Source organism: Shouchella oshimensis, assembly GCF_002019765.1.
Lineage (GTDB): Bacteria > Bacillota > Bacilli > Bacillales > Bacillaceae_D > Shouchella > Shouchella oshimensis.
In genome coordinates, this window is the sequence record NZ_KV917380.1 from 2,681,695 (window position 1) to 2,703,295 (window position 21,601).

Annotated in this window: 21 protein-coding genes, 1 other RNA gene, 1 riboswitch and 2 other annotated features (1 of these 25 cut by a window edge); of the genes, 3 read left to right on the forward strand and 19 right to left on the reverse strand. The window is 39.6% G+C overall.

The window, feature by feature from the left end:
* Positions 1 to 37: 37 nt before the first annotated feature.
* The 14 genes from mltG to cymR form a co-directional block, all read right to left on the reverse strand.
* Positions 38 to 1,183 carry an endolytic transglycosylase MltG gene (gene mltG, locus BK583_RS13600; RefSeq protein ID WP_055737381.1) on the reverse strand — a complete coding sequence of 382 codons (1,146 nt, stop codon included), beginning with the start codon at positions 1,181 to 1,183 and terminating at the stop codon, positions 38 to 40.
* Positions 1,184 to 1,307: 124 nt separating this feature from the next.
* Entirely contained in the window at positions 1,308 to 1,598 is a 291-nt protein-coding gene (locus BK583_RS13605) for a DUF1292 domain-containing protein (RefSeq protein WP_038478752.1), read from the reverse strand.
* A gap of 20 nt (positions 1,599 to 1,618) precedes the next feature.
* Positions 1,619 to 2,044: a Holliday junction resolvase RuvX gene (gene ruvX, locus BK583_RS13610; protein WP_055737380.1), complete on the reverse strand. Its 426-nt coding sequence runs from the start codon at positions 2,042 to 2,044 to the stop codon at positions 1,619 to 1,621.
* Positions 2,041 to 2,313, reverse strand: coding sequence for an IreB family regulatory phosphoprotein (locus tag BK583_RS13615; protein ID WP_055737379.1), 273 nt, complete (start codon positions 2,311 to 2,313; stop codon positions 2,041 to 2,043). Before BK583_RS13615 ends, ruvX begins: the two co-directional genes overlap by 4 nt.
* 76 nt (positions 2,314 to 2,389) lie before the next feature.
* On the reverse strand, positions 2,390 to 5,032 hold the full coding sequence (gene alaS / locus BK583_RS13620; RefSeq protein ID WP_055737378.1) for an alanine--tRNA ligase: 2,643 nt from the start codon (positions 5,030 to 5,032) through the stop codon (positions 2,390 to 2,392).
* 53 nt (positions 5,033 to 5,085) lie between these two features.
* Positions 5,086 to 5,293, reverse strand: a binding site (T-box leader).
* 59 nt (positions 5,294 to 5,352) lie between these two features.
* Complete coding sequence (locus BK583_RS13625) at positions 5,353 to 6,429, reverse strand: AI-2E family transporter (protein WP_051667455.1); 1,077 nt, start codon at positions 6,427 to 6,429, stop codon at positions 5,353 to 5,355.
* Between the two features lie 96 nt (positions 6,430 to 6,525).
* Complete coding sequence (locus BK583_RS13630) at positions 6,526 to 6,714, reverse strand: DUF3918 family protein (protein ID WP_055737377.1); 189 nt, start codon at positions 6,712 to 6,714, stop codon at positions 6,526 to 6,528.
* 20 nt (positions 6,715 to 6,734) lie between these two features.
* The gene (locus BK583_RS13635; protein ID WP_176463610.1) at positions 6,735 to 6,923 is read right to left on the reverse strand and encodes a YrzR-like zinc ribbon domain; all 189 of its coding nucleotides are present in this window, start codon (positions 6,921 to 6,923) and stop codon (positions 6,735 to 6,737) included.
* Between the two features lie 14 nt (positions 6,924 to 6,937).
* A complete protein-coding gene (locus tag BK583_RS13640; RefSeq protein WP_371836665.1) occupies positions 6,938 to 7,402 on the reverse strand; it encodes a PRC-barrel domain-containing protein in 465 nt (154 codons plus the stop codon).
* An 82-nt stretch (positions 7,403 to 7,484) separates the two neighbouring features.
* Entirely contained in the window at positions 7,485 to 9,743 is a 2,259-nt protein-coding gene (gene recD2, locus BK583_RS13645) for an SF1B family DNA helicase RecD2 (RefSeq protein WP_055737375.1), read from the reverse strand.
* 10 nt (positions 9,744 to 9,753) lie between these two features.
* Positions 9,754 to 10,413 carry a tetratricopeptide repeat protein gene (locus BK583_RS13650; RefSeq protein WP_055737374.1) on the reverse strand — a complete coding sequence of 220 codons (660 nt, stop codon included), beginning with the start codon at positions 10,411 to 10,413 and terminating at the stop codon, positions 9,754 to 9,756.
* 34 nt (positions 10,414 to 10,447) lie between these two features.
* The gene (gene mnmA, locus BK583_RS13655) at positions 10,448 to 11,539 is read right to left on the reverse strand and encodes a tRNA 2-thiouridine(34) synthase MnmA (protein WP_055737373.1); all 1,092 of its coding nucleotides are present in this window, start codon (positions 11,537 to 11,539) and stop codon (positions 10,448 to 10,450) included.
* A gap of 23 nt (positions 11,540 to 11,562) precedes the next feature.
* Positions 11,563 to 12,720: a cysteine desulfurase family protein gene (locus tag BK583_RS13660; RefSeq protein ID WP_055737372.1), complete on the reverse strand. Its 1,158-nt coding sequence runs from the start codon at positions 12,718 to 12,720 to the stop codon at positions 11,563 to 11,565.
* Positions 12,721 to 12,732: 12 nt separating this feature from the next.
* A complete protein-coding gene (gene cymR / locus BK583_RS13665) occupies positions 12,733 to 13,152 on the reverse strand; it encodes a cysteine metabolism transcriptional regulator CymR (RefSeq protein WP_035396059.1) in 420 nt (139 codons plus the stop codon).
* Between the two features lie 184 nt (positions 13,153 to 13,336).
* Between cymR and BK583_RS13670 the strand changes: the two genes are divergently transcribed.
* Both BK583_RS13670 and BK583_RS13675 read left to right on the forward strand, forming a co-directional pair.
* Positions 13,337 to 14,599 carry a replication-associated recombination protein A gene (locus BK583_RS13670; protein WP_038478723.1) on the forward strand — a complete coding sequence of 421 codons (1,263 nt, stop codon included), beginning with the start codon at positions 13,337 to 13,339 and terminating at the stop codon, positions 14,597 to 14,599.
* Between the two features lie 115 nt (positions 14,600 to 14,714).
* On the forward strand, positions 14,715 to 15,332 hold the full coding sequence (locus tag BK583_RS13675) for an RsfA family transcriptional regulator (RefSeq protein ID WP_038478720.1): 618 nt from the start codon (positions 14,715 to 14,717) through the stop codon (positions 15,330 to 15,332).
* A gap of 34 nt (positions 15,333 to 15,366) precedes the next feature.
* Here the strand turns inward: BK583_RS13675 and BK583_RS13680 are convergent, their stop codons facing one another.
* Together BK583_RS13680 and ssrS are read right to left on the reverse strand one after the other, a co-directional pair.
* A complete protein-coding gene (locus BK583_RS13680; RefSeq protein ID WP_055737371.1) occupies positions 15,367 to 16,134 on the reverse strand; it encodes a tRNA threonylcarbamoyladenosine dehydratase in 768 nt (255 codons plus the stop codon).
* Positions 16,135 to 16,239: 105 nt separating this feature from the next.
* Positions 16,240 to 16,418: non-coding RNA, 6S RNA (gene ssrS / locus BK583_RS13685), on the reverse strand.
* A 185-nt stretch (positions 16,419 to 16,603) separates the two neighbouring features.
* Here ssrS and BK583_RS13690 point away from each other — a divergent pair.
* Positions 16,604 to 16,912, forward strand: a complete 309-nt coding sequence (locus BK583_RS13690; protein ID WP_055737370.1) for a hypothetical protein — start codon at positions 16,604 to 16,606, stop codon at positions 16,910 to 16,912.
* Here the strand turns inward: BK583_RS13690 and BK583_RS13695 are convergent.
* The 3 genes from BK583_RS13695 to hisS form a co-directional block, all read right to left on the reverse strand.
* Positions 16,907 to 18,121 (reverse strand): homoserine dehydrogenase, encoded by a 1,215-nt coding sequence (locus BK583_RS13695; RefSeq protein ID WP_055737369.1) that lies wholly within the window; start codon positions 18,119 to 18,121, stop codon positions 16,907 to 16,909. The two genes, BK583_RS13690 and BK583_RS13695, sit on opposite strands and share 6 nt — an antisense overlap.
* Before the next feature lie 67 nt (positions 18,122 to 18,188).
* A riboswitch (SAM riboswitch) is annotated at positions 18,189 to 18,294 on the reverse strand.
* A gap of 56 nt (positions 18,295 to 18,350) precedes the next feature.
* Positions 18,351 to 20,123 carry an aspartate--tRNA ligase gene (aspS, locus tag BK583_RS13700; RefSeq protein ID WP_055737368.1) on the reverse strand — a complete coding sequence of 591 codons (1,773 nt, stop codon included), beginning with the start codon at positions 20,121 to 20,123 and terminating at the stop codon, positions 18,351 to 18,353.
* Positions 20,120 to 21,406 carry a histidine--tRNA ligase gene (gene hisS, locus BK583_RS13705; protein ID WP_038478708.1) on the reverse strand — a complete coding sequence of 429 codons (1,287 nt, stop codon included), beginning with the start codon at positions 21,404 to 21,406 and terminating at the stop codon, positions 20,120 to 20,122. The genes aspS and hisS overlap by 4 nt, the downstream gene beginning before the upstream one ends.
* Before the next feature lie 55 nt (positions 21,407 to 21,461).
* Positions 21,462 to 21,601, reverse strand: a binding site (T-box leader); it runs 76 nt beyond the window's last position.

A 21,601-nucleotide genomic window follows, 5' to 3' on the forward strand; every position in this document is an offset into this window, starting at 1 on the left:
AAAAAAGCATGGGAGCACGTTGCTCCCTATGCTTACTTTATTCAGTATCCTCTGCTGCCTCTTGCCATTCATGACGATACGCATCTCTTGCCTCTAAATGAGCATCATACTCTTCATTATAAATAATCTCGCCATTATAACGGGCATAAAAGTAAAGATAATTTGTTTCATTTGGATCAGCTGCTGCAACGAGCGCTTCCTCTCGTACAGTAGAAATTGGACCTGGCGGTAAACCTGTATGCTGATACGTATTATAAGGTGAATCTACCTCTAAATCATCATAAGTGGTCATATAAATATGTTCCCCTTGCGCATAGGCAACCGTAGGATCTACTTGTAGCATCATACCTTCATTTAAACGATTATGCAAGACTCCAGCAATCGTAAAACGATCTTCTCTTTCTCTCGCTTCACGTTCTACAATGGAACCAATGGTCAAAAGTTCATGAAAGGTATAGTCACTGGCATTAATAATTCCTTGTCTTTCATTATAAACAAGTTGCATCTGATCAAGCATTGAACGTACAACCGCTTCAATATCAGGCTGTTCCTCATCAAACTGATAGCTAGCAGGAAAGAGATAGCCCTCAAGCGGGTGATGAATGTCTTCATCTAAAATTTCTTCCGTTAGCATATCGTATTCTTCAATAAGTGTTTGAACAAATTCTTCATCATCAATAAACGAAAAGATATCGTCTTGACTGTCTCCTGTAAATTCACTTAAACGCTCTGTAATGGTGTTTAGCGTTAATCCTTCTGGAATGACAATCGTCGTCGCCGCTTCTGCCATAACAAGACCATCTTTTAATTCTTCAATAATTTCATCAGTATCCATTGATGTATTGAGTGAATAGGTTCCTGCTTGGAAACCCGATTCGTTTTTATACCTTGTGTAATAGCGAAAGAACGTTGCATTTCTAATAACACCTTCATCTTCTAAGATTTGAGCAATTTGTGAAGTAGAGGTGTTTACAGGAATGTGAACTTCAACGTCCTGTCCATCATCACTTGCATCGACAGGCTTTAATGCATTAACAAAGTACGTATAACCGCCAATGATAACAGCAAGTACAACGACAAAAAAAGCCGACAGACTGATGAAGACAATCTTTCGAACTGTCTTTGCCTGAGATGCACGCTCTTGATAAACATCATTAGCTTTATATTTCTTTTCTTTTGACATTAATTGCCTCCTCACTCGTCCAATTATACAATAGTTTTCTGCTTTCTTGTATAGGGGAATTGGACGATGTGCAGCATACACATACGGATGAACCCGTGCAACGCCTGCACGGGTTATGTGCTATTTACTCGTCTTCTTCCTCAGAAAAAGTATTCAACATTTCTTCAATCATTTCCCACTCTTCATCTGTTTCAACTGGGAAGAAGGCAATATCATTATCTTCATCTTCACGATCTTCGTAACGAAAAGCAAATACTTCTACTTCCTCATCGTCATCCTCTTCTTCACCAACTGGAACTAGAACCATATACGATTTGTTTGTTTCATCAACTGTAAAGCGGAATAATTCATCAAATAAATGCTCCGTACCTTCTTCATCTGGAATAACAAAACGTTCTTTTTCTTCTTGTGCCATGTAAAAAACCTACCTTTTTTCTATTTAGTGTATGAACGTCGATCAAGATAACCTTGCAAAATCAAGCGGGCCGCCATTTGGTCAATCACTTTTTTTCGTTTCTTTCGACTAACATCTGCATCAACCAACACACGTTCAGCAGCCATCGTTGTTAAACGCTCGTCCCAAAGTTCGGTATGAATGGATACATATTCAGATAACTGTGCGACGAACTGTTCACTTCTCTGCCCACTTGCTCCAATAGTTCCATCCATATTTTTAGGATATCCAACAACAACCGTTTGAACAGCATGTTCTTCTATTAAAGAAACAATTTGTTTAAAATCCTCTGCTTCATTCGATTCATTTCTTCTAATCGTTTTCAAACCTTGAGCAGTCCATCCAAACGCGTCACTTATGGCAATGCCAATTGTTTTCGTCCCTACATCTAGTCCGAGTATCTTCATTTAATCGTTTTTCCCTGCTCCTTTAAATACGATTTAACCAATGTTTCAATTAGTTCATCTCGTTCAAGTTTGCGAATGAGTGTACGTGCATCTTTATGTCTTGGTATATAGGCCGGATCGCCAGACAAGAGGTAGCCTACAATTTGATTAATCGGATTATACCCTTTTTCCTCAAGTGCATCATAAACAGATAAGAGCACTTCACGAACATCTTTATCAAAGGAATCATCATTAAAGTTAAACTGCATCGTATTATCCATTGAACTCAATTGCTCTCACCTCTTTTATTTAGTAATAGAAGGTTTGCTCAAAGTATCGTCTTCATTGTACAACAGATTGGTTCAATTAGGAAATTAAATTGACATGTTCCTTTACATAGTTTAACGCATCTTGAAGTTTCGATGGATCCTTACCACCCGCTTGAGCCATATCAGGACGGCCACCACCACCGCCGCCAGTGCGGCTTGCTACTTCTTTAATTAATTTCCCAGCGTGAAGCCCTTCGCTAATTGCTGCCTTCGTAACACCTGCAACAAGTGATACTTTATCCCCTGTTTTTGCTCCTAATACAATAACAGCTTTACGATCTTCTTGTTTTAAAGAATCGACCATTGCACGTAAAGAATCCATATCCTTTGCTTGTACGACTTCTGCCAATACTGAGATACCATTAATCTCTTCTGCTTTATCAAGTAATTGCCCTGCTTCTTTTTGAGCAAGTCGAGCAGTTAACGAGTCATTTTCACGATTTAATTCACGTAAATCTTGTTGTAATGCTTCAATTCTTGCAGGAACATCTCTTAGTTGCTTCACTTTCAAACGCTCTTGCGCGTCTGTTAACAGTGATAATTGGTCGTTAACAAAATCATAAGCTCCTTTTGATGTTACAGCTTCAATCCGTCGAACGCCTGCGCCAATTCCAGATTCACTGACGAGCTTAAACAAACCAATTTCAGCAGAATTGCGAACGTGGCAACCTCCGCATAGCTCTAAGCTATAATCACCAATTTGAACAAGTCGTACTTCATCACCATATTTTTCACCGAAAAGCGCCATTGCACCTTTTTCTTTCGCGGTTGCAAGAGACTCAGTCGTGATCGTGACAGGCAACGCCTGCCATACTTTTTCGTTTACAAGCTGTTCAATTTGCGCAAGCTCATTTGGCGTCACTTGACCGAAATGAGAAAAATCAAATCGTAGTCGTTCTCCGTTTACAAGAGATCCTGCTTGATTAACGTGCTCTCCAAGAACATCTTTTAAAGCTTGGTGAAGCAAATGAGTGGCCGTATGATTTTTCACAATGTCTAAGCGTTCTCTAACTTCAATACGTGCTTGCACTTTATCACCTTGTTGAAGAGTGCCTGATTCCATTTCAACTGTATGCAAATGCTGGCCATTTGGTGCTTTTTTAACGTCTAGTACGCGACCTTGTCCTTTATCTGTATAGAGAACACCTTGGTCCGCTACTTGACCACCGCTTTCAGCGTAAAAAGGAGTTTCGTCTAAAATAATTGAAATCGTATCCCCTGATTGAGCCATATCGATGGTTTCTTTGTCTTTGATGATGACGTTAATTGTAGAGGTCGTTTCCGTATGTTCGTAGCCTACAAATACACTTGGTGTTTTCAAGTCACCAAATACATCTTCCTGAACACCCATTGATGCGGTTTCCTGTCTAGCGGCACGTGCACGGTTACGCTGAGCTTCCATCTCCTGCTCAAATTCTTCTCGGTGAATGCGAAGCCCCTCTTCTTCCACATATTCTTCGGTTAAATCAACTGGAAATCCGTAGGTGTCGTACAAGCGGAACACGTCTTTACCGTTGATCATCTGTTCATTATTTTCTTTAGCCTTTTTCATGATCTCACTTAAAATTGCTAGTCCCTCATGAAGTGTTTCGTGAAAACGTTCTTCTTCTGTGCGAATCACACGTTGAATAAACGCTTTCTTTTCATTTACTTCGGGATAAAAATCTTCCATAATCGTGCCAACTACTGGTACGAGTGTATACATAAAGGGTTTTTCAATCCCAATTGCTTTAGCAAAGCGTACTGCACGTCTAAGTAAACGTCTTAATACATAGCCTCTTCCTTCATTTGAAGGCAATGCGCCATCCCCAATCGCAAAAGCAACTGTTCGAATATGATCCACAACCACTTTATAAGCTGTGTCTACGGTTTCATTACCACTATTATATGATGCGTTTGCTAATTTCTCGGTCTCTTTAATAATGGGCAAAAATAAATCTGTATCAAAATTTGTTCGTGCATCTTGAATAACAGATACCATTCGCTCAAGTCCCATGCCGGTATCAATGTTTTTCTTCGGTAAAGGTGTATAGGTGCCATCTGCATTGTGATTAAATTGTGAGAAAACCAAATTCCAAATTTCTAAATAGCGCTCATTTTCTCCTCCTGGGTACAACTCTGGATCTTTCGGATCATTGCCATAGCTTGGTCCACGATCATAAAATATTTCCGAGTTTGGTCCACTTGGCCCCTCACCAATATCCCAAAAATTCCCTTCCAAACGAATGATTCGCTCTTCAGGTACACCCACTTTGTCCATCCATAATTTATACGCTTCATGATCTTCAGGATGAACCGTAACCGATAGTTTTTCTTTATCAAAGCCAATCCACTTCTCACTTGTAAGGAATTCCCAACTCCAAATGATGGCTTCTTCTTTAAAATAATCACCAATCGAAAAATTTCCAAGCATTTCAAAGAAGGTGTGGTGACGAGCCGTTTTTCCAACAATTTCAATATCATTCGTTCGAATCGATTTTTGAGCGTTTACGATACGTGGGTTTTCAGGAATTATACGACCATCAAAATATTTTTTCAATGTAGCTACCCCACTGTTAATCCACAATAAACTAGGATCTTCAAACGGGACTAACGATGCACTCGGCTCTACAGAGTGACCTTTTTCTTTAAAGAAATCAATAAACATTTGTCGGACTTGTGCTGAAGTTAATTTCTTCATTTTTGGACTCATCTCCTTTATGTATAAAAACAAATAAAAAAACCCCTTCCCTATAAAGGGACGAGATTGTTTTCACGCGGTACCACCCTTAATTATAACAAGAATTCTCTTATTATCACTTAAGCCCTTTAACGCAGGTGACGGCGATATACTCGCTACTCCAGAATAGCATTCCGCATTTCTTCGTTAATGCTTTTTTCAGCCAAGAAAGCATCTCTCTTTAAACGGGCTAATGCGTACTCGTTCTTTCACTGTAATTATTCCACTATGCATGTACGTAACTTGATTCACGAAGATTATAGCGCGCAAGACTTCAAAAGTCAATTAAACTCCACTTCGCCTTTCATATACGTCCGAATATGAAGTAATGTGACTTTTGCGATAGCTGTTACAGGGACAGCAACAAGTAATCCGACAATCCCTCCGACTTCTACTCCGATTAGTAATGCTAAAATGATTAAAATTGGATGAAGGTGAACGGTTTTCCCTACAATTAAGGGGGATAACACGTTTCCTTCTATTTGCTGAGTGACAAAGATACTTATAGCCGTGAAGAGCGCTAATGATGGAGACACAAGTAATGCGGAGCCAACGGCTGGTATTGCTCCAATAAAAGCACCGAAATAAGGAATGAAGTTTGTTGCTCCAATAAAAATACCAAGTAAAAACGCATAGGGCACCCCTAAAACAAGAAGGGCAATCGTTGATAACCCGCCAACACAAAGGGCAACGAGTAATTGTCCACGCAAATACGATCCAAACGTTTTGTCCACGTCTTTTAAATAAAGACGTGTCATGGTTCGCCATTTTCTAGGTGTTACATAAAAACCGACTCGCTGTAATAGAGTAAAATCTTTTAATAAATAAAAGACAAGAAAAGGAACAACAATCCATAATACGCTCGATTGTATTATTGTTAAAATAAAGGATTCTACCTGATCTAAACCTTTTTCTGTAAATTGTTCTATTTTCCCGGACCAGTCTCCTACATGCTCTCTTAAGGGATCTGGTAAACCCTCCGTTTTTTCTTGATAAGTAAGAAGCATTGCTTTTAGAGAACCAATATGATGCGGCACTACCTCCATCGCCTCTTGTACTTGTCTTACAACGATTGGTATTCCTAAAAATAGAAGAGCCACTATGACTAGGATAAATAAAAGGAATAGCAAAGCCGTTGCCACACTCCGATTCATGCCAAAATGGACTGCTTTCTCAATTAATGGATGCAGTAAATAAGCAATTAATATAGATACAAGAATCGGCCAAATTAGTGGCTGAACAATGGTGAAAAGTGGCTTAATATATGTAAGCACGTAGAGAACAAGTAAAAAAAACACGAACATAATAAGCCATTTTGACCACTTTAATACGTCAGCAACTAGTAAGTCTCGCTTCAATTGGTTCACTCCTCTCTTCCACTTAGAATGCGCAACTTTAAAGTAAATTAACAAAAAAAGAACATGGCATTCGATCCATGTTCTTAATAAGCACTGTTATGCGTGAAACATTTTTTTCACTTTCTTCTTTGTTTTCTTCCACGTTTTTCCGTTCATTAATTTCTTATCCGCTTCCATGATCGGTTCAAAGAAATTGTATACTTTCTTTTTTGCCTTCTTATCGTTCATTGAATACCAAGCAGCTCCAAGACCAATCACCATTAATGGCGCAATGGATTTACGCAAGATCGATTCACCTCGATTCTTTATAAATCTATTTGTCTTTCCTCTTCTGCAAATAAATCATCGAGGGAACTCAAAGACCCATCTTCCTCTACTTGATGGAGCATTAATGTTCCTTTAACCAGGCTCATTTCAATGAAACAGTGCCAACAGTAATATTGATTTGTGCCAATTTTACCAATATCTTTTAAATGGCAATTCGGACATCGCATTATAGGTGCCTCCTCTACAGAGACAAGATCGCTCGTTCCTTACAAAGAAGTAAGTCATGACCTTTCACAACTTTTCGACCTTCTTTAATATCCGACAACCAGCCATCTGTCACTTCATACCCTATGATGGTGCCCACTTCCATTGAAAAATATACATCTTCTGCTAAACCAAGCATATCGCCTTCTGAGGATAAGACAGGCTTCCCCTTAAACTTTTTGCGGCTTGTACAAATAGGATCATACTGCTTATGCGTATCAGCAACATTTTCCACTTTTGTGTCTTCATCAATCATAACGGCTTGTTCTCCGAGATGTTGAATCGCTTCAAAAGGAAGAAAACCATGGTGATGGAGCAAAGCGTGGTTTCGCTTAATTATGAACCCTGCTATTCGACCATCACACATACAGCCGTCACAAATTTGTCCAATTTCTTTGCCAGTTGCCATTGAAACAATTGGTAAACCAATCATTCTCTGCATCGTTCGCAAAAGCTGCACCACCTCTCCGAACAGTTATAATGTATGTACCTTCTCCCTCCTTATCCCCGGAGATGGTTACCAGCTACATCATTCGCTCTTGAAGTCGGTCTTTTAATAATGATTGTCTGCCGTCATTCTTTTTTTGAATCGCTTGTTCAAATGTTTTTATGTCTCCGCATAAAAGTAAAAATTGCTTTGCCCTTGTTATGCCTGTATATAATAAATTCCGTCGTAGCATGCGTTGATAATTTCCAACAACTGGCATGACTACAATAGGAAATTCACTACCTTGGGCTTTATGAATAGAGGAACAGTAGGCATGAGTTAGTTGAGTAAAATCTTTTTTGTCGTACGTTACTTCTAAGCCATCAAACGACACAACGAGTTGATCTTTTTTCTCCGTTGTTTCTTTGGCATAAAGGATAGCTACAATTTCTCCTCTATCTCCATTAAAGACATTTTCTTCTGCATTGTTCACAAGTTGAAGTACCATGTCACCTTTACGAAAAATGACATCACCGAAAGGAATTTCACGCCGCCCTTCTTTAGCCGGATTGAAGAGTGTTTGCAACATAGTATTTAATTCAATAATGCCTGCTCCACCACGATAAATCGGAGCTAATACTTGAATTTCCCTCGGACTATAGCCTTTTGTACGTGCATTTTCACATATTTGCCAGACCGCTTGCTTCACTTGATTGGTTTGACAAGAGAAAAAGCGTAAATCAGGTTTTTTTGCCGTTATATCTGTTGGCAAATAACCATCTTTCATGGAATGAGCTAACTCAATAATGGATGAACCTTCTGCCTGTCGATAAATTTCATTTAATTGAACGGTAGGTATCACTTCCGAGTCGAGCAAATCTTTAAGCACCTGCCCGGGTCCAACCGATGGCAATTGATTTTCATCACCAACAAGAACGACTTGCATTCCTTTCGGAATCGCTTTGAACAACTGGTTAGCGACCCAAGCATCCACCATCGACATTTCATCTACAATTAACAGTTCTCCTTCGAGCTGATCATGATCTCCTTTATCAAAACCTGTGGCGCTGCCTTTCCAGCCAAGCAAGCTATGAATTGTACCAGCAGACAGTTCGGTGGCTTCAGCCATTCGTTTCGCTGCACGTCCTGTAGGCGCAGCAAGCTTAATTGGCAAAGACCGGTTTTCTTTTTCGCTCGTTCCTCGACCATCAAGATTGATGCCTTGTAAACGTGCATAAGATTCTACAATTCCTTTTATAACGGTTGTTTTGCCTGTACCCGGACCTCCAGTCAAAAGCATAATAGGCGAATGAAGCGCTGTTTCTATTGCTTCTTTTTGTAAATGCGAATACGTTACATTGTGATTCTCTTCTAACTCACCGAGGGTTTTTTCCATATCTGCTTGCGTAAATTCAGATTGAAGCTCATAAGACTTTATACGCATAATGTTTTGAGCGATTCCTCGCTCCGCATAAAAAAGAGATTTCATGTAAATACGGTCATGCTCTGTTACAACCAGACCTTCTTCATTCATTTCTTTAATGATTTGTTGAACATTTTCATTACTTACAGGCTTATTTGGTGTATGTAGCAATAGCACAACCTCTTGAATAAACGACTCCGTATTAAGAAAAAGATGCCCATCTTGGATACTTAATTCATTAATTAAGTATAAGATACCCGCACGCACTCGTTCCGGATGATCCCCAGTTAAGCCAATGGCTGCCCCAAGCTGATCGGCGCGGCGAAAACCAACTCCTTCTACGTCTTTTATTAATAAATATGGATTCGTACGAATAATATCAAGTGCTTGAAGTTTATACGCGCGATACACATTCATTGATAGCTCTGTCCCAAAGCCATATTGAGATAACTGAATAATAACTTGTTCGGCTCCTTGATGTTCTAATAAACGTTGATGAAGCATCATAGCATTCTCTTTTTTCAACTTTGGCACTCGATCAAGAACATTCTGATCTTCAATAATAAGCGAAATTGCGCGTTCACCTAGTTCATTGACAATCGTTTCGGCTGTTTTCGTTCCAATACCAGGAAAACGATCACTTGAAAGAAATTTAATAATACCATTTTTCGTTTTAGGCATTTCCCTTTTAAATGTCTCAACTTTATATTGTGTACCAAACTTTGGGTGTTCGGTAACTTGTCCAAAAAACGAATACGTTTCGTCCATCTCAAGCTCTGGGAGGTGACCGACTATTGTTGTTTTCTTCGCTTCAATTTGTTCATTCGTTTTATCAATTTTAACAGTAGCAACCGTATAATCATTTTCAGCATTACGGAATAGCACGTGTGTCACTTTTCCTTTAATGTATCTTCCTGTTTCTTCCACATCCATAAGTATACACTCACCCTTTGTTCAATGCATCTTCTACAACACGTTTCGCATTTCCAGCAAGTAAATGGTCCTCTTGATTCGTTAAAGCTAAGTCAAAACATTTCAGTGCTTCCTCTACCCTTTCTGAAGATAAATGAATGACACCAAGGTTATAATACGCATCCGCATGAGTTGAGTCTTGTTTTAATACCTCAATAAACAGCGCTTCTGCTTCCCCTAGTTGATCTTGTTGTGCAAGACAAAGACCATATTGAAAGGCAATTTCCGGATCATCTGCTTGTAATTCATGGGCACGGCTTAAATTAGCCTGTGCATGAGCAAGGGAACCTAGCTGATAATGGGACATGCCAAGCATATAAAATAAGTCAGCATCAGCTAACCCTTTTTGTTGAGCTATAAGAAAACGCTTGATCGCTTCTTGGAAATGTTCGTCTTCATACGCAAGCACACCAAGGCTATAATAAGCAGTGGTCGCATCCTTATCTAGTTCAATCGCACGCTCATTAAAGACAACTGCCCGTTCACGGTCCCCAAGCACCCGTAAGAGGTTAGCCATATTTATATAGCCTTCTGGCTCTTTTGGGTGTTCTTCAATATAGTCAGTAAACACTTTTGCTGCCTCTTCATAATTAGCTTCCTTCATATATGCAATACCTGTTGATAAATCCATTTATACGTACCCCCTTGAAAAAAGGAAAACGCCATTAGACGTTTTCCCGTATAACCTCATCAATTGTTCCTCCACCAAGGCAACGTTCTTGATCATATAGCACGACTGCCTGTCCTGGTGTAATTGCTCGTTGTTTCTCATGAAACTGAATATCAGCCTGACCGTTTTCTCGTGGAATAACCGTGACCCATTGATCCTCTTGACGATAGCGAAACTTCGCTTTACATGTAAATTCACCGTTTGGCTCACTCATAATCCAGTTCATTCCTTCTGCTTTTAATCCAGAGGAATACAATCCTTGATGATGGAAGCCTTGTCCAACAATTAACACATTTCGTTCTAGATCTTTATCAATGACAAACCAAGGTTCACCAGCGCCACCAATTCCTAAACCTTGTCTTTGCCCTAAAGTATAATACATCAATCCATCATGCTCGCCTTTTACTTCACCATCAACAGTTTGCATCTCACCAGGTTGAGCAGGAATAAATGTTTGTAAAAATTCTTTAAAGTCTCGCTCGCCAATAAAACAAATACCTGTACTATCTTTCTTTTTCGCTGTTGCTAAGTCTGCTTCTTCTGCTTTCTTTCGCACATCGGCTTTCACCATATGCCCAAGCGGGAACATCACTTTAGATAATTGCTTCTGACTTAGCGCATTCAAAAAATAGGTCTGATCTTTATTCGCATCAGCACCTTTTACTAACTGATACTCTCCATCTTTATAATTAATTTGTGCATAGTGTCCGGTTGCTACATAGTCGGCTCCAAGAGCAATGGCGTGATTCAAAAATGCTTTAAATTTAATTTCTTTATTACACATAACGTCTGGATTTGGTGTACGCCCAGATTTGTATTCATCTAAAAAGTACGTAAACACTTTGTCCCAATACTCTTTTTCAAAATTAACCGCGTAATAAGGAATATCAAGCTGTTGAGCAACACGCTCCACATCCTCATAATCTTCTGTTGCTGAGCAAAAGCCCGAATCATTTGTATCATCCCAGTTTTTCATGAAGATCCCAATGACGTCATACCCTTGCTCTTTTAATACAAGTGCTGTAACAGAAGAATCGACGCCACCAGACATACCGACGACAACCCGAGTCTCTTCTGGTTTTTTCATACAATTTCCCTCGCTTATTTAATCTATTCGATAAAATTATCTCGACTTTGCTCTGCCTTGACAATTGTCGCTATTTTATTAAATGCTTCTATCGTTTCGCTCTCTTCATTTGTTAGTCCAAAGCTAAACCGAATTGCTTCCATTACTTTATGATTATCATGTCCGTACATGGCTTCTATCACATGGGATGGAACGAGTGTACCAGCCGTGCAAGCAGAACCTCCAGACGCAACAATACCTGCTATGTCAAGTTTCATTAATAATGTTTCAGTTTTAACGTTACGAAAACTTATATTAAGAATATGGGCTAAACGATTTTTTGATCCGTTCAGTACATACTCTACACCATGAGCGTCCATTATTTCTATAAATGCGGCTTGGAAATAATTGTACTTCTGCTGATTAACAGCTTGTTGCTCTTTTGCGAGCTCAATCGCTTTCGCAAAGCCAACAATGCCCGGTACATTTTCTGTACCAGCACGACGTTTCCGCTCTTGTTCACCACCATAGGTCGTTGCATCAAGCGTCACTGCTTTTGATACATATAAACAACCTACACCTTTTGGACCGTTCACCTTATGACTTGCAAGGGAGAGCATATCAACACCTAACAACTTATGATCAAGCGTTCTTAATCCTGCAGCCTGAACCGCATCTGTATGAAAAACAGCTTGGTGAGAGTGAAGAATGGCTCCAATTTCTTCTATTGGCTGCACTGTTCCGACCTCATTATTACCGTACATAACTGATACTAAAATCGTATCTTCTGTTAATGCCGCTTTTATATCGTTAGCTGATACTTGCCCCGTTGTATCCACGTCAACATAGGTAATCGTAAATCCTTCTCTTTCAAGTTGCTTCATCGTGTGTAATACTGCATGATGTTCGATTTTAGACGTAATCAAATGCGTCCCCTTCGTACGATTCGCCCTTGCATAACCAAGTAATGCAAGGTTGTTCGCCTCTGTACCACCACTTGTAAAAATGATTTCATCTGCACTAGCAGAAATATGCGAGGCTATACGATGACGAGCATCCATTACAGCTTGTTTTGCACGGCGCCCAAAACGATGACTACTGGATGGGTTACCGAACACATCTGTATAATAAGGAATCATCGCCTCAACCACTTCTGGGTGAACCGAGGAGGTAGCAGCATGATCAAAATAATATTCGTTCATTCCATCACCTTTTTAAATATAAAACATGTAGTAATCTTGCTCGCCATCTTCTTTGAAGTTCGCTAAATCTGAAAGCGTCGTTGTATCAAGCACATCTTTAACAGCATCTCTTATTTTAATCCAAAGATCACGTTTAGCCGGCTCTTCATCATCTAACACTTCAACAGGGCTAATCGGCCCTTCCAATACACGGATAATGTCACCAGCTGTAATCTCTTCTGGCTGCTTTGCCAACTTATAGCCACCATAAGCACCACGCACACTTTTTACAAGCGTCGCGTTTCGAAGCGGGGCAATTAGTTGCTCTAAATAATGTTCAGATAGATTGTACTCCTGCGCAATGGACTTTAATGAGATGGGACCTTCCCCTTCTTTTTTTGCCAGTGCCATCATAATGGTCAACCCGTAACGACCTTTTGTCGATATTTTCATAATGAGTAGCTCCTTTAAATCGTTTCCTATTCAATTCATTTACGTATTCGCCCACAATATTTCTCCATAAAACATTATAGCATGATTTCTTATCTGATTAATAGGTTGAGCGCTTTTCGATTTGCCCTTGAAAATAAAGATAAGCTACACTGTATACATGAATCAGTGAGTCAGGGGGATACGTATGAAACAAAAACCACTTGCATTTCGCATGAGGCCAACTTCGATTGATGATGTTATCGGGCAAGAACGCTTGTTAGGTGAAGGAAAATTATTACGACGAATGGTAGAGGCAGATCAACTTTCATCTATGGTCTTATATGGTCCTCCCGGCACTGGCAAAACATCTATAGCAAGTGCCATTGCCGGTACAAGCGGTCATCATTACCGCCTTTTAAATGCAACTGTACACAACAAAAAAGATATGGAGACCGTTGTTGCTGAGGCAAAAATGTACGGGTCCATCATTCTTATATTAGACGAGGTTCATCGACTTGATAAAGCAAAACAAGATTTTTTATTGCCGCATTTAGAAAGTGGCTTAATACTGCTAATTGGAGCGACAACAGCTAACCCTTATCATTCTATTAATCCTGCCATTCGAAGCCGATGTCATATATTTGAACTTGAGCAATTAGATCCACCAGAAATTGAACAAGCTCTTCACCGAGCTTTAAACGATAAAGAACACGGCCTTGGTCAGGAGAAAATCGACATTGACGCTAAGGCCATTACTCATTTAGCTCTTGCTTGCGGTGGTGATGTACGAGCCGGCTTAAATGCCCTTGAACTGGCGGTACTTTCGACTCCAAAAGATGAAAATGGTATTCGATCTATTCAGCTCGAAACGGCAGAACAAAGCATTCAAAAGAAAAGCATTCAGCACGACAAAGACGGTGATGGGCACTATGATGTTTTGTCTGCTTTTCAAAAATCCATTCGTGGGAGCGATGTTGATGCAAGTTTACATTATCTTGCTCGATTATTGGAAGCAGGAGATTTAGTTAGCATTCATCGCCGACTTCTTGTCATTGCATATGAAGATATCGGACTGGCAAACCCTCAAGCTGGTTCACGCACCTTAACGGCAATTGAAGCAGCAGAACGTGTGGGGCTACCAGAAGCACGTATTCCGCTGGCGAATGCTGTGATTGAACTAGCTCTATCACCTAAAAGTAATCGTGCCTATAAAGGGATTGATGCAGCTATTGCAGCGCTTCGTGAAGGGGGAAACGCAACAATTCCACTGCATTTAAAAGATACGCATTATCAAGGCGCTAAAAATCTAGGTAGAGGGGTCGAGTACAAGTACCCGCATGATTTTGAAGGGAGCTGGGTAAAGCAACAATATTTACCTGATGCTTTTAAAAAACACCGCTATTACGAGCCAAATCACGACAATAAATTTGAACATGCGCTTGCCGCACTTTATGAAAAACGGCAATAAACAACTTCTGAATCTGCTAGAATTCTTTTCTCTCTCCTTTATTACTAGCCTAGTATAAAAAAAGAAAACTCTGGTTAAAGTAATAGCAAGACATAATTGCTTAGGAGTTGAGATAATGAAAATAAGACAAGATGCGTGGTCACACGAGGATGACGTATTATTAGCGGATACAGTACTCTCCCATATAAAAGATGGTAGCACTCAATTAAAAGCTTTTGATGAAGTAGGTGATGCGCTAAATCGAACATCTGCTGCTTGCGGGTTCCGATGGAATGCGGTTATACGACAAAAGCACTTACGTACCATCGAAGAAGCAAAACGAGAAAGAAAGATGCGAAAGCGTATGATCGCTTCACCTTTTTCAACAAACTATCAAAAACATGACGCGAGACCGTTTGAAACGATGCAACCAACTACGCCATTTCATGAGCCTGAACCATCAATGGAATCCATCATTGCTCAACTAAAGAAAGTCGACCTAGGGGCATCTACTTCATTAAAAGAAGAGAACCAAACGTTACGACAGAAACTACAAGCCGCACAAGCACATATTGGAGAATTAGAAAAGCAACTATCAAGAAATAAGCAAGAGCATAGTATGATTGAAGAAGATTATCAATCACTTATTTCCATTATGAACCGTGCAAGAAGAATGGCTATTTTAGAGGAAGACTTAGATGATCAAGTTGCATTTCGAATGGAAACAAACGGAAATCTAGAAAAAATCGATTAAACAAAAAAAGCCTTAGCAGGGCTTTTTTTGTTTGTTAGTTTTGTCGGTTAATCGTTATTCCCTCTAACAAATTTGTAATAACATGTCCAGCCATAATTAATCCTGACACAGATGGGACGAAAGCATTTGATGATGGAGGAAGCTTCGCTTTACGAATAGTACCTTGCTCAGCACTTTCTGGCACAATCTCTTGACGAATATCTTCACGAATCTGAATAGGCTTTTCATCTGAGAAAACGACTTCTACTCCTTTTTTAATCCCTTCTTTTCGTAAACGTGTGCGAATGACTTTAGCGATAGGATCATAACTTGTTTTTGAAATGTCTTCAATACGTAGTCGAGTTGGATCAAGTTTGTTGGCAACACCCATACTTGAAATGAACGGGATTTTACGCTTCCGACATTCTTTTATTAAATGGATCTTATAGGAAATGGTATCACTTGCATCAATAACATAGTCTAATTCGTGAGAAAAGAAATCCTCATATGTTTCTTCTGTGTAGAACATTTTTAATGCAACTACGTCACAACCTGGATTAATATCTTGAATTCGTTTAGCCATTAAATCAACCTTTGGCTGACCAACCGTTGATAATAATGCATGAATTTGTCGATTAACGTTCGTAATATCAACATCATCTTTATCAACAAGTACAATTTTACCAACGCCTGAACGCGCAAGAGCTTCAGCGGAAAACGAACCTACCCCACCTACTCCAAGTACTGCTACTGTACTACCTTTCAATCGATCTAACCCATCGTGGCCAATGGCCAGTTCATTTCTTGAAAACTGGTGTAACACGTTCATCAAACTCCTTTATGATTCCCTTATGCTGTTGTGATTTTATCATATTCTAAAAGAAAAGCACATACAAAAAAGCATTCCCAAAATGGAAATGCTTTTTTCGTGATCCCGATCATGCCGTAGGTAGTTAATGCTTTGAACCTGCCAGGCAGGTGGGTGCTCTGTACCGTTTCTTTTACGTCCTCAGCTTCCGAGGCATGTAAGCAAAACTGTAACGACGAGCTCCCTTTTTTAAGGTGTTGGCTCAAAGAATAAAACCCGTACGAACATTTCAGGAATCATTTAATTAACGTTATCATAACAATTTAAATGACTTTACGCAACCTTTTTCAAAAAATTGTGACTAAAGACATATACGGTAGACTGTTATAGATATGTACCCCGTTTCCAAAAGGATGAAACCACCGCATATTAAGTGAGTTTTCACAAAAAATATGGTACATTCTTCTTTAAAGGGGGCATCACTATGACCGCAATTGTAAAGCAACGTTGTATTGAAGTCACACAAGAAATCGGACTGCTTGAAAAAAGAATTGTCGAAAGTTCTTTTGAGCTATCCTTGTTCAGTGATCGTATTGAAACAGAGTCCGACCGGTTTCCACTTGACAGCGTATTTGATATCTCATATCGCTTCCCTAGTGATTCACCTGATTCGCTTGGCTTTTTGTATTTACATACAAGTCGAGGTGTTTCAACATATAAAATTAAAACGTCACCAGAGCAACTCATTCAAGAATTTAAAAAACTAGTCCCAGAAACGAAATATCGATTATGATTCATTTTGAACAGTTTCTTTTAACTGTTCCATTTCTGTTAAGAGCGGAAATGTATGAAATGGCGTAGCAAAAGGGAGCGGGGTCACGACAAAGACTTTCCCTCCTTTTACTTCATGCTCTCTCCAGACCGTCGTTTTGTCTAAATACGGTTGGATTTTACTTTCATGATTTTCCTTACAAAACCACACTTCCTGTGTCGTTACATTGTCAGCAATTCCCTCTTCAAGCTTCGTTAAGCGATTTGTAAATCTAGGTATGACATGTTTCTGCTGTTCGTGGAAAACAAAATCTTCAACTACACTATTTGCTGTTGTTTCCTTTCCTGCTCCTGGTCCCGCAAAGATAAGACGCTCCATATCCTTACCTTCAAGTGTTACTGCATTTAACACACCACGAATGGGCGCTAACGAATGTTCTTGATCGATTAAAGCCGGTTTAACAAACCCTTTTAAAGACGTGGCATCTGATTCTAATTTAGCAATCAATTTAAACGATAAATTCAATTCTTTAGCCGCTTGAATATGCCATTGATCAATATGACTTATCCCAACTCGGTCAATATCATCTGGACAAACCCACTGATCATAGCATTGTCGAGCTAACAAACAAAGCTTATATACAGCATCCCAGCCCTCAACATCAGATGTTGGATCTTCTTCTGCATACCCTAGTTTTTGCGCCTCTTCAAGTGCAGCTTCATATGTGCTACCCTCGCTCATTTTCGTTAAGATATAGTTACTTGTCCCGTTCAGAATTCCGGCAATTGATTGTACATTCGTTGTTAATAACACACTTTTGAAAACATTCACAATAGGTATGGCCCCACATACAGCCGCATCCCATCCATAATAAGCTTGATTTTCAAAAGCCAGTTGTTCTAATTCTTCACCGTGTAATGCGACTAGTTTTTTATTTGCAGATATAACAGATGTGCCTTGTTTGAGAAGTGCCTTTGTATATGTTCTTGTCAGTTCTGTTCCATTAATTGCTTCAAACACAATGTCGTATTTATCTGCATTATAAAATGCATCCCATGATGAAGTAAATAATGATGAGTTAACATCCTTATACTTCTCTACATTTTTAACTAGAATGCGAACGATTTCGAATTTTTCTCCGATAATGGATTCTATTTGCTCTCTTGAGCCAATTAACCTTTCATATACACCACTTCCAACTGTTCCATACCCTATTAAGCCTATCTTCATCTCCAACACCCTTTCTCTCTAATACAAAAGCTCCTTTTCTTAGATAAGAAAAGGAGCTTTTCGTCTCCACTTATCTCTCAGAACTAAGTCTGCTGAATGTAGCACCTTAACCTCACACAAGGTTGGTTGCCGGGCTTCGTCGGGTCAGTTCCCTCCACCACTCTCGATAAGATATAACAAGAATTCTATATGATATTATCCGTCATTATAGATGGAAGGGTTGCGTCTGTCAACCGCGCTTCCCTAGAACAGATAAATTTAAATCAATTAATTGCTCTAAACTAACAGCCCCTGGCGCACTTGTCATTAGATCACTTGCACTCGCTGTTTTTGGAAATGCAATAACCTCTCTTAAGTTCGTCTTTTGAGCTAGTAACATGACGATGCGGTCTAAGCCTAATGCAATACCACCGTGAGGAGGCGTACCGTATTCAAAAGCTTCAAGTAAAAAGCCGAATTCTTCATAAGCTTGTTCTTTTGTAAAGCCAAGGGTTTCAAACATCTTTTCTTGAAGTTCACGCTCATATATCCGCTGTGAACCTCCACCTAGTTCATATCCATTTAATACGAGATCGTATGCTTCTGCTCGTACATCATCTGGATTTGATTGAAGTAAATGTAAATCTTCTTTTTTTGGTCTAGTGAAAGGATGGTGTAAAGCGACGTATCGTCTTGCTTGCTCATCGTATTCTACGAGTGGAAAATCAACAACCCAAAGAAAATTAAATTTAGATGAGTCGATAAGATCAAATTCTTTTCCAAATTTCAACCGAAGAGCTCCGAGAGAATCGAATACAACTTGCTTTTTATCTGCACCAAAGAACAACAAGTCTCCTGGAGTGGCGTGCATATGCTCAAGTAATGTTTCAGACTGCTCACTGTTAAAAAACTTGGCAATTGGTCCTTTAAGGCCATCTTCTTCTACCTTTAGCCATGCCAGTCCTTTTGCTCCAAAAGGCTTGACGAAGTCTGTTAAAGCATCAATCTCTTTACGAGAAAGCTTGCTTGCCCCGCCAACAAGATTCAATCCTTTGATAATGCCTTTTGATTCTATTGCCTGTTTGAACACTTTAAACTCAGTATCTTGAAGGACCGTTGTAAGATCCACAAGCTCCATACCAAAGCGAGTATCTGGTTTATCCGACCCGTAGCGATTCATGGCATCTTCATATGTCATTCGTTCAAAAGAACCTTCTAATTCTAACCCATGGGTATCAAGCATTAACTTCTTCATAAGCTTCTCTGTCATAGCCAGAACATCCTCTGTTTCTAGGAAGCTTGCTTCAATGTCGATTTGGGTGAATTCAGGTTGACGATCAGCACGTAAATCTTCATCTCTAAAACAACGAACAATTTGAAAGTATTTTTCAAAACCAGACACCATTAATAGTTGCTTAAAAATCTGTGGTGATTGTGGTAAAGCATAAAATTCACCGTGATGAACACGACTCGGAACTAAATAGTCTCTGGCACCTTCTGGTGTACTTTTCGTTAACATTGGCGTTTCAATTTCTAAAAAGCCATCACCATCTAAAAAGTCACGTACTGTTTTTGTAATTCGATGTCTAAGTTTAAACGCCTCCTGCATATCTGGACGACGTAAATCTAAATAACGGTATTTCAAACGCACATCTTCAGAAGCATCTGTATTTGCTTCAATTTGAAACGGAAGTGGCTTTGAAGCGTTTAATAATTCACACTCATGAACATGAATTTCAATTTCTCCAGTTGCAATTTTTGCATTCACAGCTTTTTCATCACGTTCAACAACGATACCTTTGATAGAAATCATGTATTCATTTCGAACTCGATCAGCCTGATGTAAGGCTTGCTCATTTATGTCAGGGCTACAAACTACTTGCACAAGACCGGAGCGATCTCGTATATCTAAGAAAATAACCTGTCCTAAATCTCTTCTACGCTGTACCCAACCTACAAGCTTTACTTCTTCACCAGCCTGCTGCTTAGTAATTTCTCCACAATGATGTGTTCGTTTACTCACGCTTCTAATCCTCCTTTAATGCTTTCCCCAAGTTCCGTTACAATTGCTTCGTAAGCAACGGTTTTTTGTTCGCCAGAACCCATATGGCGAATAACGGCTTGTTCGTTTGCTAGCTCATCTTCACCAATAATAATTGTGCACGTTGCCCCGTTTCGATCTGCGGCTTTAAACTGTGCTTTCATTTTTTTGTCCATATAGTCTTTATCTACACGAAAGCCTTGTTTTCTTAATTCATTTAGCAAGACTGCCCCTCGCTGATTTGCTTCATCGCCTAAAGCCACAATATATGCATCTAACTTAGGGCGTTCAGGTAACGTAACACCTTCTGCTTTCATTGCAAGAATAAACCGTTCAATGCTGAATGCGAACCCAATTCCAGGTGTTTCTGGTCCGCCGAATTCTTGTACAAGACCATTGTAACGACCGCCTCCACACAAGGTTGTAATAGCACCAAATCCAGGTGCTGTGCTCATTAATTCAAACGCGGTATGATTGTAATAATCTAAACCTCTAACCAGAGTAGCATCTACTTCATAGGCTATATCTAGCTGATCAAGCGTTTGTTTTACCTGTTCGAAATAATGACGTGATTCATCATTTAGAAAATCTAAGATCGCTGGTGCTGTTTTCATTAACGGATGATCTCTGTCTTTCTTACAATCGAGAATACGTAATGGGTTTTTCGTTAGACGCGATTGACAGTCTGAACAAAATTCTTCAATTGAGGGTTCAAAATGATGAATAAGTGCTTGACGGTGAGAGTCACGACTGTCTTTATCGCCTAATGAATTAATCACAAGCTTTAAATTGACTAACCCAAGTCGATTGCAAATTTCAATTAGTAAAGCTAATACTTCCGCATCCAAGTGTGGGTTTGCACTACCTAATGCTTCGACCCCAAACTGCACAAATTGACGCATTCTCCCAGCTTGCGGCCGCTCGTAACGAAACATCGGCCCTGTATAGAACAGCTTTGTTAAAGCATTCGCTTCTCCATATAACTTGTTCTCTACATAGGATCGTACAACAGATGCTGTACCTTCTGGGCGAAGCGTTAAGCTTCGATCGCCGCGATCCTTAAACGTGTACATTTCTTTCTGCACAATATCCGTTGTATCTCCTACTCCACGGGTAAATACTTCTGTGTGCTCGAATATTGGTGTACGAATTTCCTCAAAATGATACCCTTGACACACTTCTCTAGCTATTTTTTCAATATGTTGCCAAACGACAGCATCTTCAGGCAAAATATCTTGCGTTCCTCTTGGCAAACGAATAGACATATACTTTCTCTCCTTTTTAAAAAACAAAAAAAACTCTCATCCCAGATGATTACTCATCTGGGACGAGAGTTGAACCCGTGGTGCCACCCAAATTTGAGACTGCGTCTCCTCTTAATCTGTTAACGCCAGCTACGTTTTTCCCTACTAGTGTTTCAGGAAAAAATCCTCAAAGGTGTTCATTCATATCGGTAGATG

Excerpts from the sequence above, each read along its gene's own strand:
- BK583_RS13650 (WP_055737374.1), bottom strand. The coding sequence starts at position 10,413 with ATGGATTTATCAACAGGTATTGCATATATGAAGGAAGCTAATTATGAA.
- BK583_RS13635 (WP_176463610.1), bottom strand. The coding sequence starts at position 6,923 with ATGCGATGTCCGAATTGCCATTTAAAAGATATTGGTAAAATTGGCACA.
- mltG (WP_055737381.1), bottom strand. The coding sequence starts at position 1,183 with ATGTCAAAAGAAAAGAAATATAAAGCTAATGATGTTTATCAAGAGCGT.
- recD2 (WP_055737375.1), bottom strand. The coding sequence starts at position 9,743 with ATGGATGTGGAAGAAACAGGAAGATACATTAAAGGAAAAGTGACACAC.
- BK583_RS13605 (WP_038478752.1), bottom strand. The coding sequence starts at position 1,598 with ATGGCACAAGAAGAAAAAGAACGTTTTGTTATTCCAGATGAAGAAGGT.
- BK583_RS13640 (WP_371836665.1), bottom strand. The coding sequence starts at position 7,402 with ATGCAGAGAATGATTGGTTTACCAATTGTTTCAATGGCAACTGGCAAA.
- BK583_RS13690 (WP_055737370.1), top strand. The coding sequence starts at position 16,604 with ATGACCGCAATTGTAAAGCAACGTTGTATTGAAGTCACACAAGAAATC.
- BK583_RS13675 (WP_038478720.1), top strand. The coding sequence starts at position 14,715 with ATGAAAATAAGACAAGATGCGTGGTCACACGAGGATGACGTATTATTA.
- BK583_RS13695 (WP_055737369.1), bottom strand. The coding sequence starts at position 18,121 with ATGAAGATAGGCTTAATAGGGTATGGAACAGTTGGAAGTGGTGTATAT.
- BK583_RS13660 (WP_055737372.1), bottom strand. The coding sequence starts at position 12,720 with ATGAACGAATATTATTTTGATCATGCTGCTACCTCCTCGGTTCACCCA.
- cymR (WP_035396059.1), bottom strand. The coding sequence starts at position 13,152 with ATGAAAATATCGACAAAAGGTCGTTACGGGTTGACCATTATGATGGCA.
- mnmA (WP_055737373.1), bottom strand. The coding sequence starts at position 11,539 with ATGAAAAAACCAGAAGAGACTCGGGTTGTCGTCGGTATGTCTGGTGGC.
- alaS (WP_055737378.1), bottom strand. The coding sequence starts at position 5,032 with ATGAAGAAATTAACTTCAGCACAAGTCCGACAAATGTTTATTGATTTC.
- ruvX (WP_055737380.1), bottom strand. The coding sequence starts at position 2,044 with ATGAAGATACTCGGACTAGATGTAGGGACGAAAACAATTGGCATTGCC.
- hisS (WP_038478708.1), bottom strand. The coding sequence starts at position 21,406 with ATGTCTATTCGTTTGCCAAGAGGAACGCAAGATATTTTGCCTGAAGAT.
- BK583_RS13670 (WP_038478723.1), top strand. The coding sequence starts at position 13,337 with ATGAAACAAAAACCACTTGCATTTCGCATGAGGCCAACTTCGATTGAT.